The sequence below is a fragment of the Streptomyces sp. NPDC025651 genome (genome assembly GCF_055558735.1).
This window is the reverse complement of the sequence record NZ_JBVHLZ010000010.1, coordinates 221533-237972: the sequence shown is the minus strand read 5'-3', so window position 1 is coordinate 237972 and position 16440 is coordinate 221533. Positions and strand designations below refer to the sequence as shown.

The window sequence follows — 16440 nt, the reverse complement described above, 5'->3', positions numbered from 1 at the left end:
GGACCGACACCATGTCCGAGCTGCACAACGAAGTCTCCGAGCTGGAGCGCAAGTCCGCGACGGCCGCCCGCCTCTTCGACATCCGGCGGATCATCGGCGGCCTGTTCGTCGTCTACGGCGTCATCGTGACGATCGCCGGCATCACCGCGTCCGACGCCGACCTGAGGAAGGCCGAGGACATCAACATCAACCTCTGGACCGGCCTCGGCATGCTCGCCCTCGGCCTGTTCTTCCTCGGCTGGCTCTGGCTGCGGCCGACGGCCGCACCCGCGGAGGAACCGGCGGACGACTGACCCCGCGAGGGATCAACTCACCCGTACGGGGCCCGGGTTCACGGCGGTGACTCGGGCCCCGTCGGCATGTCCGTGGTGTTGTTCGCATAGGACGACGTCGGGCGCTCGGCGCGCTCCAGGAGACCCGTGCGCGCGGCGAGGGCCGCGGCCTCCAGGCGCGATCCGACGCCCAGCTTCATCAGGACCCGCTGCACATGCGTGCGCGCCGTGCTCGGGGCTATCCCCATCCCGGCCGCGATCAGCCGGGTGTCCTCGCCGTCCGCGACCCGCACCAGGACCTCGACCTCGCGCGGCGTGAGCATCTGCAGCAGGCGCTGGCCCTCGTCGTCGGGCTGCGCGGCCGGGTTGAGCAGCTCGCTGAAGGCGCCCTGAAGGAGTTGGGGCGCGACGGCGGCCTCCCCCGCGCGCGCCTTCATGATGGCGCGCTCCACTCCTTCGATGCGCTCGTCATGGCGTACGTACCCGGAGGCGCCGGAGGCGAAGGCCGCGGCGATCCCGCGCGGGTTCGGCACCGGGCCGAGCACCACGACCGCCACCTGCGGACGCTCCCTCTTGATCTTCACGACCGGGTCGAACATGCCCGGCTCGGCCGGCGTGGCCGTGCCGAGGAGACAGACCTCGGGCGCCCTGCTGATGACCAGTTCCGCCGCGCCCGCGGCGGGCGCGGCCGCGGCGAGCACCCGGTGCCCGCGCAGCTTCAGCGCCGAGGCGAGTGCCTCGGCGAGCAGTCGGTGATCGTCGACCACCATGAGCCGCACACCCATAGCAACCCCCCAGTTCCCCCAGGCCCCCCGGCCCTCCATCTCCCGGAAGCTACACGCTTGTTCGACGTTGCGCGCCCCCTACCGGTCAGAAGCGGCTCGGAATGCCGAAATCCCGTCCATTCAGGGGTGATTGGGGGCGACAGGTGGTACGGATACGACGGCGGCCGCCCCCTCGCGCTCCGAGGGGACGGCCGCCATGCGTGGACCTGGGCCTACTTCGCGACGAAGCCGATCGCCACGTACTCCTTCTCGTCCTTCGAGTAGGGCTTGCTCAGCAGCTTCTTGCCGAGGAACAAGTGCCCGTTGCCGTAGACGAGTTCGTTCGACTTCGGGACCATGCCGCTGATCGCGTCGGTGACCGCCTCGGAGCTCGGGGTCTCCAGGAGCTTGGTCTCCTTCATCGTCTTGCCGTCGAGGGAGACGATCTGGGCGCCCTTCTGGTAGCCGTGCGCCTTGTACGCGATGACGTTGCCGCCGTCCATGCGGACCGGGAAGATCTCGCCGTTGTCACCGGCGACCGCGCGGTCGCTGGTCGGCTTGCCGGTGGCCAGCGAGAAGGACACGATCTCGTTGGTGCGGTTGTAGCTCTCGCCGCTGCCGTCGTGCTGGCGGGTCGGGACGTACAGCCGGTCGTTGCCGACGGCGATGGCCTTGCAGTCGTTGACCATGTTGACGCCGCAGTCGTGGTCGTACTTGCCGTCCTCCAGGGAGATCTTGGAGCGCAGCTTGCCGTTGCTGCCGATGGCGAAGACGTCCGTGACGCCGGACGCGGTGATCTCGGTGGTGTCCTGGCCGAAGACGACCGGGTTCGTCGAGATGATCTTGGCGTTGTCGATGCCGTCGGCGAGCGGGTACGTCCACTTGTCGTCGCCGGTCTTCGGGTCCAGGAGCTGGACCTTGTACTGGTAGTCGCCGTACGAACCGCACTTGCGGACCGCGACCAGCTGGTCCCCGCCCGCGTAGCCGACGTCCTCGCACTTGCCGACCTTCGGCGACCACAGCGACTTGCCGGTGACGTCCCAGGCGGCGCCGCCGCTGGAGGTGCCCGCGCCGGCGGCGATCGTGGTGCCCGAGATGGTGACTTCCTTGAACGTCGCCTTCACGCCGTTGGCGTCGGCGCTCTCGGTCCAGAGCTTCTTGCCGGACTTCAGGTCAATCGCGGAGACGTTGGTGCACTGCTCGTAGTCACCCTTCTTGTTCCGCTTGGCCTCTTCGGTGACGACCGCGGCGATGCCGTCCTCGGTGACCTCGCGCGACATGGCGCAGGTCATGCCGGAGAGCGGGACCGTCCACTTCTTCTTGCCGGTGTCCGGGTCGTAGCCGTTCAGCTCGTTGACGCCGGCCTTGGCGTAGACGTCGTCGGTCAGCACGGAGCCCGTGGCGGTCCAGATCTGGTCCTTGGGGATCTCCGGCTGGGGCAGCTGCATGAGGACCTTGGCCGTCGTGTTCGACGGGGCCTTCTCCTTGGCCGGGCCCTGCTCGGGCAGGGACTCGCCGTCCTTGCCTTCCTTGCCGCCCTTGCCGTCCTTGCCGCCCTTCTCGCCGGAGCCCTGCGAGGTGGTCTTGGAGTCGTCGTCCTTCGTCGAGGCGTAGAAGACACCGCCGCCGACGATCAGCGCGATCGCGGCGACCGCCGCGATGATGATCGTCATCTGGCTGCTGATCTTCTTGCCGCCCCCGCCGCCGGCCACGGGCTGCGGCTGCATCGGCATGGTGGGCGGCTGCTGGTAGCCCTGCTGGTACTGCGGCTGGGCGGGCTGGGTCGGGTAGCCGTAGCCCTGGGGAGCCTGCGGTGCCTGAGGAGCCTGCGGGTAGCCGTAGGTGGGCTGGCCGGCCGGGGGCGCCGAAGGGGCCGCGGGCGGCGGCGTCTGCGGCGGCTGACCGGGCGGGGCCGGGGGCTGCGCGGGCGGCGGCGTCTGCGGGGCCTGCGGCTGCTGGGCCGGGGGCTGGGGTGCCTGCGGGTAGCCGTACGACGGCTCCGGGGCCTTGCCGAAGCCGGCGGGCGGCGGGTCCTGCGGGGCGCCGAAGCCACCGGCCGGGGGCTCCTGGGGCGCGCCGAAGCCGCCCTGCGGGGGCTCGTTCGGGGGCTGCTGCGGTGGCTGGGGCGGCTGGGTCATGACGTCGTCTATTCCTTGGGGCCTTGGGGACGAGAGCGGTCGAGAGGGTGGTGCCGAGCGGCGGGGCAGGTCACTTGCCGTAGGCGAGCATCAGCTTCGACTGACCGGAGGAGCTCATGATGCTGGTGGTCGAGATGTAGAAGCGCCCGTCCACGTAGTCGACGTCCTTCGAGTAGAAGCCGCTCTCGATCCGCGAGGTGCCCTTCGGGTGCTGCAGAAGGGTCTTGGGCTTGTGCGAGCCGGACGTCGGGATGGAGACGACGCGGCCGCCGGAGTCGTAGGACGGAGTGACGTACGCGATGACCGAGCCGTCCTCCATCTTCAGCGGCAGCATCGTTTCGTCCAGCGGCGACTTGGTGCGCCAGGCTTCCTTGCCGGTGTCGAGGCTGATCGCGACGATCTCGTTCGCGCCGCTCTTCTCGTCGGTCGGCAGGTAGAGGTTCTTGTCGTCGGACGTCACGCCCAGGCAGCCGCCCAGCTCACGGCTGAGCACCGAAGTGTCGCACTGCGGCGCGAAGTTGTCGTCGATGCTGACCTCGGAGCGCGTCTTGTCGCTGTCCTCCTTCAGCACCGTGATGTTCCACTGCTTCTTCTCCTCGTTGCGGAGGTACACGATCGTCGGGCTGACGCCGTAGACCTTGCCGATCCGCCAGCCCTTGGGGAACTTCTTGGTCCACAGGGCGCGGCCGGTCTTCGGGTCGAGCTGCTGCAGCTCGTCGTGTTCGTTGTCCGTGCTCGCGCCGCAGGACAGGGCCATGATCAGCTTCTTGCCGCCGGCGAAGCCGTTGGGGAAGCAGGTGCCCTCTTCCTTCTTGTCCGCGACGTAGAGCTTCTTGCCGTCGCTCATCCGCAGCGCGGTGCCGGACTGGTCGCGGCCGACCATCAGGACGTCGCCGACGAGGACGAGGTGGGTCTGCAGCGCGAAGTCGAAGAGGCCCTCCTCCTTGACCGGCTTGCCCCAGCCCTTGCCGCCCGTCGCCAGGTCGACGACCTGGAGCTGGTTGCACTTGGCGCTGGACTTGGTGCCTTCCTTGTACGCCACGACGATCTTGCCGTCGTCGGTGGCCGTCTTGGTGGCGGCACAGATCTTCTGCGGGAAGGTGATGGCCTTCCAGGCGGTCTTGCCGGTCGTGACGTCGTAGGCCAGGAGCTGCTTGTACGCGGCCTTGACCACGATGTTGTCCTTGACCCACATGCCCGGGGCGTCGCCGCCGGAGCCGGGGACCTTCGGCGCCTCCTTGTACCAGAGCACCTTGGCCTCGCCGGGCTGACGGCCCTCGTTGAGGTCTTCCTTGCCGTCGTAGCCGTCGCCGCTGCCGTTGCCCGGGTTGGCCGGGGCCGAGGCGCTGGGCTTGGGGTCCTTGTTCTTCGCCTCGGGCTTCTTCTCGCCGTCGTCGCCGCCGACGACGGCCCAGGTGACACCGCCCGCGACGAGCAGCGCGGCCACGGCCGCGGCGGCGATCACCAGCACCTTGTTGCGCCTGCCGTTGCCGCCGCCGCTCGCGCCGGGTCCGGCGGGGAACTGCGGCTGCGTGGGCGGCTGCTGCTGGTAGCCGTACTGCGGCTGGCCGCCGTAGGGGCCGGGCTGGGTCGGCTGGCTGTAGGGGCCGGGCTGCTGCTGGCCGTAGGGACCGGGCTGCTGCGGCTGGCCGTAGGGCCCCGGCTGCTGCGGCTGGGTCGGCTGCGCGTACGGGTTGTCGGACGCGGGCGGCGGCGTCTGCGGGTAGCCGTAACCGGGCTGAGGCTGCCCCGGCTGGGGGGCGGCGGGCGGCGGGGCCTGCGGCGGCTGACCCGGCTGCTGCGGTGGCCGGCCCGGTGGCTGCGGCGCCCCCGCGTTCCGTGGATCCTGCGGAGCTCCGTAACCGCCGTGCGGCGGCTGGTTGGGCGGCTGAGTCATCAGCGCTTCCCCCTTCACTGATTTTCGGCACGCCAAATGGTGCTCTCAGGTCAGCCTTTCTATCACCCTGACCCCGTACCACACGGGGCCGGTCCTGCCCCTGTTCCCAAGGGAGGACCGGCCCGTGATGCGTCCGTTACGCGAGCTCCACGGGAGCTCTACGCGTCCTCCGCCAGCTCCAGCCAGCGCATTTCCAACTCCTCGCGCTCGCCGATCAGTTCACGGAGTTCGGCGTCCAGTTTGGCCACCTTCGCGAAGTCCGTGGCATTGTCCGCGATTTGTGCGTGGAGCTTGGTCTCCTTCTCGGAGACCTTGTCCAGCTGCCGCTCGATCTTCTGGAGTTCCTTCTTGGCGGCACGGGCGTCGGCGGCCGAGACGGTCTTGGTCGCCGCGCCCTGTGCGGGCGCGGCCTGCGCGGGGGCCACGGCGACGGCGGCCTCGGCCATCCGCTGCCTGCGCTCCAGGTACTCGTCGATGCCGCGCGGCAGCATCCGCATCGTGGCGTCACCCAGAAGCGCGAACACCTTGTCCGTCGTCCGCTCGACGAAGAACCGGTCGTGGGAGATCACGACCATCGATCCCGGCCACCCGTCGAGGACGTCTTCGAGCTGCGTCAGCGTCTCGATGTCGAGGTCGTTGGTCGGCTCGTCGAGGAAGAGGACGTTCGGCTCGTCCATGAGCAGCCGCAGCAGCTGCAGCCTGCGCCGCTCACCACCGGACAGGTCGCCGACCGGCGTCCACTGCTTCTCCTTGTTGAAACCGAACGTCTCGCAGAGCTGCCCGGCGGTCATCTCCCGGCCCTTGCCGAGGTCGACGCGCTCGCGGACCTGCTGCACGGCCTCCAGGACCCGCAGCGTCGGCTTCAGCTCGGCGACCTCCTGCGAGAGGTAGGCCAGCTTCACGGTCTTGCCGACGACGATCCTTCCGGCCGCGGGCTGTACGTCGCCCTCGCTGCGCGCCGCCTCGGCCATGGCGCGCAGCAGCGAGGTCTTGCCCGCGCCGTTCACACCGACCAGGCCGATGCGGTCGCCGGGGCCGAGCTGCCAGGTCAGGTGCTTGAGCAGCATCTTCGGACCGGCCTGGACGGACACGTCCTCCAGGTCGAAGACCGTCTTGCCGAGCCGAGTCGTCGCGAACTTCATCAGCTCGCTGGTGTCGCGCGGCGGCGGCACGTCCGCGATCAGTTCGTTGGCGGCCTCGATGCGGAACTTCGGCTTGCTGGTGCGGGCCGGGGCGCCGCGCCGCAGCCAGGCGAGCTCCTTGCGCATCAGGTTCTGCCGCTTGGTCTCCTCGGTGGCCGCGATGCGCTCGCGCTCGGCGCGCGCGAAGACGTAGTCGGAGTACCCGCCCTCGTACTCGAAGACGGAACCGCGCTGTACGTCCCACATGCGGGTGCACACCTGGTCCAGGAACCAGCGGTCGTGCGTCACGCAGACGAGCGCGGAGCGCCGCGTCCGCAGGTGCCCCGCCAGCCACGAGATGCCCTCGACGTCGAGGTGGTTGGTCGGCTCGTCGAGCACGATCAGGTCCTGCTCGGCGATGAGCAGCTTGGCCAGCGCGATGCGGCGCCGCTCGCCACCGGAGAGCGGGCCGATGACGGTGTCGAGGCCCTGCGGGAAGCCGGGCAGGTCGAGCCCGCCGAACAGCCCGGTGAGCACGTCCCTGATCTTGGCGCTGCCCGCCCACTCGTGGTCGGCGAGGTCGCCGATGACCTCGTGCCGGACGGTGGCCTCGGGGTCGAGCGAATCGTGCTGGGTGAGCACGCCGAGCCGCAGCCCGCCGTTGTGCGTGACCCGCCCGGTGTCGGCCTCCTCCAGCTTGGCGAGCATCCGGATCAGGGTGGTCTTCCCGTCGCCGTTGCGCCCCACGACGCCGATCCGGTCCCCCTCGGACACGCCGAGTGAGACGCCGTCGAGCAGGGCACGGGTGCCGTACACCTTGCTGACTGCCTCGACATTGACCAGATTGACGGCCATTTCACTCCTGACAGGGGGGATCGATCGATCCTCAAGCGTAGTCGCCCGCACGGGTGGCTCCCCTGCGGTGGGTGCGCCCGCGGCCCGCACGCTCCACGAGGAACCATCCCGCGAGCGCCATCCCCACCGCGACCGGCGCCGTCACGTGCACCGCGACCAGCAGGGCGGTACGCCCTTCCAGGAGCCCGCCGAAGCCGACCATCGACAGACCCAGCACGCCGAAGAGGCAGAGCGTGACGCCGACCGCGGCCGCCGGGCCCGACACCGGGCCGCCGCCCGGCCCGGTCTCCCGCGCCGCCCCCGGCCTCTCGAAGCGGCGGAAGGCGGCGACGAGCACCGCGGTGAGCGCGGCCGCGGCCGCCATGCGCGGCGGCACCTGCGCCCACCAGGCCGCCGACGCGGGCTCGGGCAGCGGGACGTCGAGGGCGAGCAGCACCCCGTACACCCCGAGCATCGCCGTCAGGTGCCACAGGAACGCCGTCATGGAGATGCCGTTGGCCGCGACCACGCCGCGCCACACCTTCGGGCGGGCCAGCCACCGCGTCGCCGGGCCGCGCACCAGCTCGACCGCGCCGACCAGCCACAGGCCGTGGCAGAGCAGGGCGAAGGTGGGCGGCGCCATGTTCGAGACGCGCTCGCCGGGCATCCCGACCATGGAGAGGGGGTACGGGCCGAGGGCCACGAGCAGGGAGGCCCCCGCGAGCCCCGCCCCCGCCAGGACGTACGGCATCCGCAGCCGCAGCCGCCCGTCCGCGCGCAGGAAGCCCAGCTGGTGCACCGCGAGCCAGACGAAGGCGAAGTTCAGGAACTCCACGTACGGCACGCCGAACGCGAAGCGCGCCAGGTCCACGGCGCCCGCGGCCGCCACGAGCGCGCCGAACGCGCCCCACCCCCAGCGCTCGTGCAGCCGCAGCAGCGGCGGCGTGAAGGCGACCATCGCCAGGTAGATGCCGATGAACCACAGCGGCTGGGCGACGAGCCGCAGCGCGACGTCGAGCAACCCGCCGCCCTGGCCCCCCAGTTGGAGGATCAGCGCGCCCGCGCCCCACACGCCTATGAACACCATGGTGGGCCGCAGCAGCCGCTGGAGCCGCGCCCGCAGGAAGGCCGAGTACCCGGACCGGCCCTCGAACCTGCGGCTCGACGACCGGTGGGACAGCGCGTGCGAGAAGCCGCCGACGAAGAAGAAGACGGGCATGATCTGCAGCGCCCACGTGAGGAGTTGGAGCCCGGGGACGACGGCGAGGAGGTTGCCGACCTCCACACCGCCGTCGCCGCCGACGGTCACGGCGGCCATCAGCCAGTGCCCGAGCACGACCGTGCCGAGCGAGGCGACCCGCAGCAGGTCGATGTACCGGTCACGCCCGGAGGGCGTCTGCTCGGCCAGTTCGCGAACGCTTGATCCCATGTACGTACGGTCGCGTGCCGCCCCGCGGCGGCGTCAGCGCCCGCGTACTCAGATGCGGATCTGAGTACCTGAGCGCTCCGCCGCGCCATGCCGTCGGCCGTCCGCCGTACCGTCGTGGCCGGTCGCGCCCACGCGGCGGAGCCCCATGTCGACACAGCCCCGCGCCCCTTCGGGGCGCTGCCTAGAGCAGCGTGGCACCCGGAGCGGGGGATGCCGCGACGCGCGCGGCTCGGCAGGTACCCGAGGCGAGGAGGGCGTCGGCCACACGCTCCGCGGCTGCGGCGTCACGCGCGAGGAAAGCCGTGGTCGGCCCCGAACCGGAGACGAGCGCGGCAAGGGCACCGGCGGACGTCCCCGCCGCGAGCGTGTCGCGGAGCGAGGGGAAGAGCGAAAGGGCGGCGGGCTGCAGGTCGTTGGAGACGGAGGCGGCGAGCGCCTCGACGTCACCGTCGCGCAGGGCGGCGAGCAGGGCGGGGGACGCCTCGGGGGCGGGCGCGACGGGCGTGAGCCGGTCGAACTCGCGGTACACGGCGGGCGTGGACAGCCCGCCGTCGGCGACGGCGAACACCCAGTGGAAGCTCCCCCCGACGTCCAGCGGCTCCAGCTTCTCGCCGCGCCCGGTCCCGAGCGCGGCGCCGCCCACCAGACCGAACGGCACGTCGCTGCCCAACTCGGCGCAGATGTCGAGCAGTTCACCCTGGGACGCCCCGGTCCCCCACAGCGCGTCGCACGCCACGAGCGCGCCGGCACCGTCGGCGCTGCCGCCCGCCATGCCGCCCGCGACGGGGATGTCCTTGGCGATGTGGAGGTGCACGTCGGGCGCGATGCCGTACCGCGCGCCGAGCAGCTCGGCGGCCCGGGCCGCGAGATTCGTACGGTCCAGCGGCACCTGCTCGGCCCCTGGGCCCTCGCACGTCACGGTCAGCTCGTCGGCGGCGGTGACGGTGACCTCGTCGTAGAGCCCGACGGCGAGGAAGACGTTGGCGAGGTCGTGGAACCCGTCGGCGCGGGCGGCACCCACCGCCAGCTGGACGTTGACCTTCGCGGGAACCCGTACGGTGACGCTCACGCGCCGGCCTCCTTGTGTTCGGCGATGCGGGCGAACTCCTCCACGGTCAGGGCCTCGCCGCGCGCCTGGGGCGAGACTCCGGCGGCGACCAGGGCGGCCTCGGCAGCGGCGGCGGACCCGGCCCACCCGGCGAGCGCGGCCCGCAGGGTCTTCCTGCGCTGCGCGAAGGCGGCGTCGACGACGGCGAAGACCTCCTTCTTCGAGGCGCTGGTCCTGACCGGCTCCTCGCGCCGCACCAGCGAGACGAGGCCCGAGTCGACGTTGGGCGCGGGCCAGAAGACGTTGCGCCCGATGGACCCCGCACGCTTCACGTCCGCGTACCAGGCGGCCTTCACGGACGGCACCCCGTACACCCGGGACCCCGGCCCGGCGGCGAGCCGGTCGGCGACCTCGGCCTGGACCATCACGAGGGTGCGCTCGATGGTCGGGAAGGTGTCGAGCATGTGCAGCAGCACGGGCACGGCCACGTTGTACGGAAGGTTCGCGACGAGGGCGGTGGGCGCGGGCCCGGGGAGCTCGCCCACGAGCATGGCGTCGCTGTGCACGAGCCCGAAGGAGCCGGCCTTCTCCGGGAGACGGGCCTCGACGGTCGCGGGCAGCGCCGCGGCGAGGACGTCGTCGATCTCGACCGCGGTGACGTGGGACGCGGTCTCCAGCAGGGCCAGGGTCAGCGACCCGAGGCCGGGGCCGACCTCGACGACGACGTCGTCCGGGCGGACCTCGGCGGTGCGGACGATGCGCCGTACGGTGTTGGCGTCGATGACGAAGTTCTGGCCGCGCTGCTTGGTCGGGCGTACGCCCAGGGCAGCGGCCAGCTCGCGGATGTCGGCGGGGCCGAGGAGGGCGCCGTGCTCAGTGCTCACCGCACCAGGTTACGGGGCCGCGCCGGTTGCCCGGCGCCCCACGTGCCCCACCCGTTCCGCCGTGCGGAACGCCTGCCCGCGGCGGTGGCGGCCGCCTACCCGTGGAGCCGCCGACCACAGTGCGGCCACGGGCTCGCGCCCCGCTGGACGTACAGCTTCTTCGCGCGGAAGGTCTGCTCGGCCGCCGGGGCGTCCTGCGGGCGGCCCGTGCCGCCGAGACCCTGCCAGGTCCTCGTGTCGAACTGGTACAGACCGCCGTACGTCCCCGACCCGTCCACCGCGTTCGGCCGCCCGCCCGACTCGCAGTGCGCCAGCGAACTCCAGTTGAGCCCGTCCGCCCCCGCCACCGACGTGGGCATCTGCTTCGTGCCGACCTTCACGACCTGCTTGCGCGGCTCCCGCACCACCTCGGACCTGATCCGCCGCGGCTTCTGCCGCACGCCGTTGACGGTCCGCAGCGCGTACGTGACGCGCCGCACGCCCTGCTGCCCCGCCTGCGCCACGACCTCCGTGCCGCGGAACAGCGACGCGTCCTCGGTCCGCTCCACCTCGAAGGCGATCGGCTCCTCCCGCACCTCCTTCGTCCCGGTGACCCGCATGACGGTGACGGTCTGCCCGTCCCGCGGGAAGCTGTCGAGCGCGACCGAGGTCGTGTCCTGCCCCCGCAGCGTCACCCCGGACTCCGCGACGGCCTCCCGCACGGTCGCCGCGTTCGTACGGATGGTCCGCTCCCGGCCGTCGGCCATGATCCTGACGGTCCGCTCCGTACGGACGTCCAGATCGAGCCCGTCCCGGTCGATCCGCCGGCTGCGCGAGGCCGACAGATGAGCGCCCTCCGCGCGCACCCCGAGCTGCCGCAGCGCCCCGTCGACGGTGCGGGCGGTGGTCCACACCTTGCGCCGCTCGCCGTCGAGGGTGAGGTGGACGGGCCTGCCGTAGCGGACGGCGATCTCGTCGCCACTGGCGAGGACGGTCCCGGCCGCGGGCGCCACGATGTCGTGGGCGCCGACGTCCACGCCCTCGTCGGCGAGGAGCTCGCCCACGTCGTCGGCGAAGGTGTGCAGCGTGCGCGGCTTGCCGTCGACGATGAGCTGCACGGCCTTGTCGTTGGCGACGAACGCGGAGGTGCCGCCCGCGAGGAAGGCGACGACGAGGGCCTGCGGCAGCAGCCGCCGCATCGAGTCGGGCCGCTCGGAACCCGCCGCCCCGCCCGCCCGGGGCGAGGTCTTCCTGCGCCGCGCGGCCCGCCGCGCCTCGGCCCGCCCGCCGGACCGCGGCCCGGCCGACGCGGCGGACGCGGAGGCGGGCGACTGCCGGGGGAGCCGGGCTTCGGCGGCGTCCGGAACGGCTTCCGTGGCGGCGGCCTCGGCAGCCGCCTCATAGGCGGGCCGATACGTGTCCTCGTACGCGCCCTGGTACGGGGAGGCACCCTCGTACGACGACGGAGCCCCGTACCCGCCCGCCCCGGCCTCCCCGCCGTGGTACGACGCACCCGGCCACGCCTCGTAGGGCGTCTCGTACGCCCCATAAGACGTCTCGTACGTCTCGTACTGCGAATTGCTCACGACGACGCTCCAGGGTTCCGGTCCGGGCGGACAGAACCTAGCGGAGCTCTCGTCACTCTCCAAAGCAGACCGGCTACGCTGTGTCGCCGCGTTGCCCAGGACTACGCCTCTGAGCTGGACCGGTGTCGTTATCCGTCAGTAATCAAAGGCGCGCGCCGTGTTGACGGAGACCGCCTCCGCCATGGCGTCCTCGCCGATACCGCGGACCTCGGCCATGGCCCGTACCGTGACCGGAATGAGATACGGCGCGTTGGGCCGTCCGCGGTACGGCGCGGGCGTCAGGAACGGCGCGTCCGTCTCGACGAGCACGAGTTCGAGGGGCGCGACGGCCAGCGCGTCCCGCAGCCCCTGCGCGTTCTTGAAGGTGACGTTGCCGGCGAAGGACATGAAGTAGCCGTGCTCCGCGCAGACTTCCGCCATCGCCGCGTCGCCGGAGTAGCAGTGGAAGACGGTGCGCTCGGGGGCGCCCTCCTCCTTCAGGACCCGCAGCACATCGTCGTGCGCCTCGCGATCGTGGATGACCAGGGCCTTGCCGTGCCGCTTGGCGATCTCGATGTGGGCGCGGAAGGACCGCTCCTGGGCGGCCATGCCCTCGGGGCCGGTGCGGAAGTAGTCGAGGCCGGTCTCGCCCACGCCCCTGACGTGCGGCAGCGCGGCGAGCCTGTCGATCTCGGCGAGCGCGTCGTCGAGCGCGGCGTCGCCGCCCGCCTCGCGCGCCCCCTGCCGGGACCAGCCGTCGGGGTCGCCGTGCACGATCCGCGGCGCCTCGTTGGGGTGCAGCGCGACCGCGGCGTGGACGTTCTCGTACGACGCGGCCGTCTGCGCGGCCCACCGCGAGCCGCGCACGTCGCAGCCCACCTGCACGACGGTCGTCACACCGACCGAGGCGGCCTTGGCGAGGCCCTCCTCCACGGTGTCCGACTGCATGTCGAGGTGGGTGTGCGAGTCGGCGACCGGTACCCGCAGAGGTTCGGGGAGCGGCGGCGCAGCGTCTTTGTCAGCCATGCCGCGATCCTACGAAGGCCCCCGCGGGGCGGCTCACCCCGCCTTGCGGTGGAAGACGTGCAGCAGGTCCGCGAGGTGCCAGTGGTGCGGGTGCTCCTCCTTGCCCGCCGCGCCGTCCGGCTCCGCCTCGCCCTCGGCCGGCTTGGTCCCGCTCCGCGAGGACGGCACCCGCTCGTGCTGCCGGCGCATCATGTCGAGCACCGACGACACCTGTCCGGCCCGCATGATCCGCACGACATGGCCACCGCAGTTCAGGCACGTGGGCCGGGTCAGCGGTGACGGCACGTGCCGGCCGTCCGCGAGGTACATCACGAATTCCTGACCCGAGGCGTCCACGTGATGCTCGATCTCGTACGACTGCTCCCAGCCATGCCCGCACCGCATGCAGGCGAATGCGTACGACTCGTGAACGACGCTGATCGCCGTCGTGGTGTGGCCGGTGTCTGCGATCTCACTCATGCCAGCTGCTCCTCTTGCCCGAGGGACAAGCACTACCGGGGTTCGGGTTCTTTCCCGGACCGGAAGCGTGGGGACGGGTGCGTCCCTTCGACCAGTGGACGCCTTTCCCGGAGCGAGCGCATCAGACCTGTCGAGCATTGGAGCCGATTTGGCCTTTCCTTAGGAAAGAGGCCTGGCGCGCGGCCCGCGCTTTGCCTTTCACGATAGTCCTTTGCCCTCCGATGGGCTGCCCCGATCCGCATTCTTTGCCGCCACGACGGCATCGAAGACCTCGCGCTTGGGAAGGCCCGCCTCGGCGGCCACCGCGGCGATGGCCTCCTTGCGCCGCTCGCCCGCCTCCTCGCGCACCCGCACCCTGCGCACCAGCTCGTCGGGGCCCAGTTCCGCGGCGCTCTTCTCGGGGGCGCCCTCGACGACGACGGTGATCTCGCCGCGCACGCCGTCGGCCGCCCACTCGGCGAGTTCCTTCAGCGAACCGCGCTTGACCTCTTCGTACGTCTTGGTGAGCTCGCGGCAGACCGCGGCCCTGCGCTCCTCGCCGAACGCCTCGGCCATCGCGGCGAGCGTGTCGTCGATGCGGTGCGGGGCCTCGAAGTAGACGAGCGTCCTGCGGTCGTCGGCGACCTCCTTCAGGCGCGAGAGCCGCTCGCCCGCCTTGCGCGGCAGGAACCCCTCGAAGCAGAAGCGGTCGACGGGCAGCCCCGAGAGGGCGAGGGCGGTGAGCACGGCGGAGGGGCCGGGCACCGCGGTGACGCGCACGTCGCGCTCCACGGCGGCCGCGACCAGGCGGTAGCCGGGGTCGGACACCGACGGCATCCCCGCGTCGGTCACCAGCAGCACGCGCGCGCCGCCGACCAGGGCCTCGACGAGTTCGGGCGTGCGCGCCGATTCGTTGCCCTCGAAGTACGAGACGACCCTGCCGCCCACCTGCACGCCAAGGGCCTGGGTGAGCCTGCGCAGGCGGCGGGTGTCCTCGGCGGCGACGACGTCGGCCGACTCCAGCTCGGCGGCGAGCCGCGGCGGTGCGTCGGCGACATCACCGATGGGGGTGCCCGCGAGGACCAGGGTTCCGGGGGAATCAGCGCTTCCTGTCACGGATCCATCCTCGCAGGGCCCACGGACGGGACTCGCACAGTCTGGTTCCCTACGATGGCGCGGTGACCAGTACCGCGTCTTCCCCGGACACCCGCCAGGGCCCGCCGGCCGAGGAGCAGCAGCCCTCCTGGCAGGGGCGGCTGCGCCGATTCGGCTACGTGGCCCGGCCCAGAGAGGACGTCACGGCACGCCTCGTCCCGCCGTACACGGAGCCGAGCCCCCGCCTGTGGATGACGCTCGGCCTGTCCAGGCACGCCGCCGACACGGTGGTGCGCTGGTCCGGCTGGGTGGGCCCGCTGCTGGTCACGCTGGTCGCCGGGCTCACACGGTTCTGGAACCTCGGCAGCCCCAAGGCCGTGATATTCGACGAGACGTACTACGCGAAGGACGCCTGGGCCCTCATCCACCGCGGCTTCGAGGTCAACTGGCCGGAGAAGATCAACGACGACGTCCTGCGCCAGGGCGGCGACATCGCGATCCCGCACGACGCGGCGTACGTGGTGCACCCGCCGATCGGCAAGTACGTGATCGGGATCGGCGAGTGGCTGTTCGGCTTCGACCCGTTCGGCTGGCGTTTCATGACGGCGGTGCTCGGCACCCTGTCGGTCCTGATGCTCTGCCGGATCGGGCGGCGGCTCTTCCGCTCCACGTTCCTCGGGTGCCTGGCGGGCGCGCTGCTCACGGTGGACGGCCTGCACTTCGTGATGAGCAGGACCGCGCTGCTCGACCAGGTCCTGATGTTCTTCGTGCTCGCCGCCTTCGGGTGCTTCCTGATCGACAGGGACAAGGCACGCGCGCGGCTCGCGGCCGCGCTGCCCACCGACGAGGACGGGCGCGTGCGTCCGGACGCGTACGTCGCCGAGACGGCGCGCCTGGGGTGGCGGCCGTGGCGGTGGGCGGCCGGCCTCTGCCTGGGTCTCGCCTTCGGGACCAAGTGGAACGGCCTGTACGTCATGGTCTTCTTCTGCCTGATGACCGTGTTCTGGGACGTCGGCGCGCGCCGGGTGGCCGGGGCGGTGCGGCCCTACCGCGCGGTCCTGAGGCGGGACGTGCTCCCGGCGTTCGTGTCGACGGTGCCGGTCGCCGTCGCCGTGTACGTGGTGTCCTGGCTCGGCTGGATCCTGTCCCCGACGGACGGCACCGGCGGCTACTACCGCAACTGGGCGGCGACCGACGGGCAGGGCGGCAACTGGACCTGGCTGCCGGACTGGCTGCGCAGCCTGTGGCACTACGAACACGCGGTCTACGAGTTCCACGTCGGCCTGTCCTCGCCGCACACCTACCAGTCCAACCCCTGGAGCTGGATCGTCGACGGCCGCCCCGTCTCGTACTTCTACGAGTCGCCGCTGCCCGGCAAGGACGGCTGTCCGGCCGACACCACGGAGAAGTGCGCCCGCGAGGTCCTCGCGCTCGGCACCCCGCTGCTGTGGTGGGCGGCGGCCTTCGCGCTCCTGTACGTCCTGTGGCGGTGGGTGTTCCGGCGGGACTGGCGCGCGGGCGCGATCGTCTGCGGGGTCGTGGCGGGCTATCTGCCCTGGTTCTTCTACCAGGAGCGGACGATCTTCTACTTCTACGCGGTCGTCTTCGTGCCGTTCCTGTGTCTCGCGCTGGCGATGATGATCGGCGCGATTCTGGGGCCGCCGGGATCGAGCGAGCGGCGCCGTGTGGTGGGCGCCGCGGGTTCGGGCGTACTCGTTCTCCTCGTCATCTGGAATTTCATCTATTTCTGGCCGATCCACACGGGCACCGCGATCCCGATCGATTCCTGGCGGTCGCGAATGTGGCTGGATACCTGGGTGTGACGCGCGGGTTCGGGCCGCGGGTTCGAGCCGTGGGTGTAATGCACACCACGGACACCTTCGGACAACGACAGGCCCGCGCTTCCCTCCGCCCCCTTAGGGTTCAGGGCGATCGGCCTTTCCGAACACG

General features: G+C 71.6%; 13 protein-coding genes. 2 read left to right on the top strand and 11 right to left on the bottom strand.

The window, feature by feature from the left end:
• Window positions 1-11 precede the first annotated feature (11 nt).
• On the top strand, window positions 12-293 hold the full coding sequence (locus ACZ4D5_RS31725) for a hypothetical protein (protein WP_467775898.1): 282 nt from the start codon (window positions 12-14) through the stop codon (window positions 291-293).
• A gap of 38 nt (window positions 294-331) precedes the next feature.
• Here ACZ4D5_RS31725 and ACZ4D5_RS31720 read toward each other — a convergent pair whose 3' ends face one another.
• The 11 genes from ACZ4D5_RS31720 to rsmI form a co-directional block, all read right to left on the bottom strand.
• Window positions 332-1057 (bottom strand): helix-turn-helix transcriptional regulator, encoded by a 726-nt coding sequence (locus ACZ4D5_RS31720; RefSeq protein WP_467775897.1) that lies wholly within the window; start codon window positions 1055-1057, stop codon window positions 332-334.
• Between the two features lie 212 nt (window positions 1058-1269).
• Window positions 1270-3174, bottom strand: coding sequence for an outer membrane protein assembly factor BamB family protein (locus ACZ4D5_RS31715; protein ID WP_467775896.1), 1905 nt, complete (start codon window positions 3172-3174; stop codon window positions 1270-1272).
• A 70-nt stretch (window positions 3175-3244) separates the two neighbouring features.
• The gene (locus ACZ4D5_RS31710) at window positions 3245-5071 is read right to left on the bottom strand and encodes an outer membrane protein assembly factor BamB family protein (protein WP_467775895.1); all 1827 of its coding nucleotides are present in this window, start codon (window positions 5069-5071) and stop codon (window positions 3245-3247) included.
• A gap of 158 nt (window positions 5072-5229) precedes the next feature.
• Complete coding sequence (locus ACZ4D5_RS31705; protein WP_467775894.1) at window positions 5230-7047, bottom strand: ABC-F family ATP-binding cassette domain-containing protein; 1818 nt, start codon at window positions 7045-7047, stop codon at window positions 5230-5232.
• 31 nt (window positions 7048-7078) lie between these two features.
• Window positions 7079-8455, bottom strand: coding sequence for an acyltransferase family protein (locus ACZ4D5_RS31700; RefSeq protein ID WP_467775893.1), 1377 nt, complete (start codon window positions 8453-8455; stop codon window positions 7079-7081).
• Between the two features lie 181 nt (window positions 8456-8636).
• Complete coding sequence (locus tag ACZ4D5_RS31695) at window positions 8637-9524, bottom strand: 4-(cytidine 5'-diphospho)-2-C-methyl-D-erythritol kinase (RefSeq protein WP_467775892.1); 888 nt, start codon at window positions 9522-9524, stop codon at window positions 8637-8639.
• Window positions 9521-10387, bottom strand: coding sequence for a 16S rRNA (adenine(1518)-N(6)/adenine(1519)-N(6))-dimethyltransferase RsmA (rsmA, locus tag ACZ4D5_RS31690; RefSeq protein WP_467775891.1), 867 nt, complete (start codon window positions 10385-10387; stop codon window positions 9521-9523). Before rsmA ends, ACZ4D5_RS31695 begins: the two co-directional genes overlap by 4 nt.
• Before the next feature lie 95 nt (window positions 10388-10482).
• The gene (locus ACZ4D5_RS31685; protein ID WP_467775890.1) at window positions 10483-11952 is read right to left on the bottom strand and encodes a ubiquitin-like domain-containing protein; all 1470 of its coding nucleotides are present in this window, start codon (window positions 11950-11952) and stop codon (window positions 10483-10485) included.
• A gap of 135 nt (window positions 11953-12087) precedes the next feature.
• Complete coding sequence (locus ACZ4D5_RS31680) at window positions 12088-12957, bottom strand: TatD family hydrolase (protein ID WP_467775889.1); 870 nt, start codon at window positions 12955-12957, stop codon at window positions 12088-12090.
• 33 nt (window positions 12958-12990) lie between these two features.
• Window positions 12991-13416: a hypothetical protein gene (locus ACZ4D5_RS31675; RefSeq protein ID WP_467775888.1), complete on the bottom strand. Its 426-nt coding sequence runs from the start codon at window positions 13414-13416 to the stop codon at window positions 12991-12993.
• Between the two features lie 198 nt (window positions 13417-13614).
• The gene (gene rsmI, locus ACZ4D5_RS31670) at window positions 13615-14511 is read right to left on the bottom strand and encodes a 16S rRNA (cytidine(1402)-2'-O)-methyltransferase (RefSeq protein ID WP_467775887.1); all 897 of its coding nucleotides are present in this window, start codon (window positions 14509-14511) and stop codon (window positions 13615-13617) included.
• Window positions 14512-14573: 62 nt separating this feature from the next.
• Between rsmI and ACZ4D5_RS31665 the strand changes: the two genes are divergently transcribed.
• On the top strand, window positions 14574-16313 hold the full coding sequence (locus tag ACZ4D5_RS31665) for a dolichyl-phosphate-mannose--protein mannosyltransferase (RefSeq protein ID WP_467775886.1): 1740 nt from the start codon (window positions 14574-14576) through the stop codon (window positions 16311-16313).
• The last annotated feature ends 127 nt before the right edge of the window (window positions 16314-16440 follow it).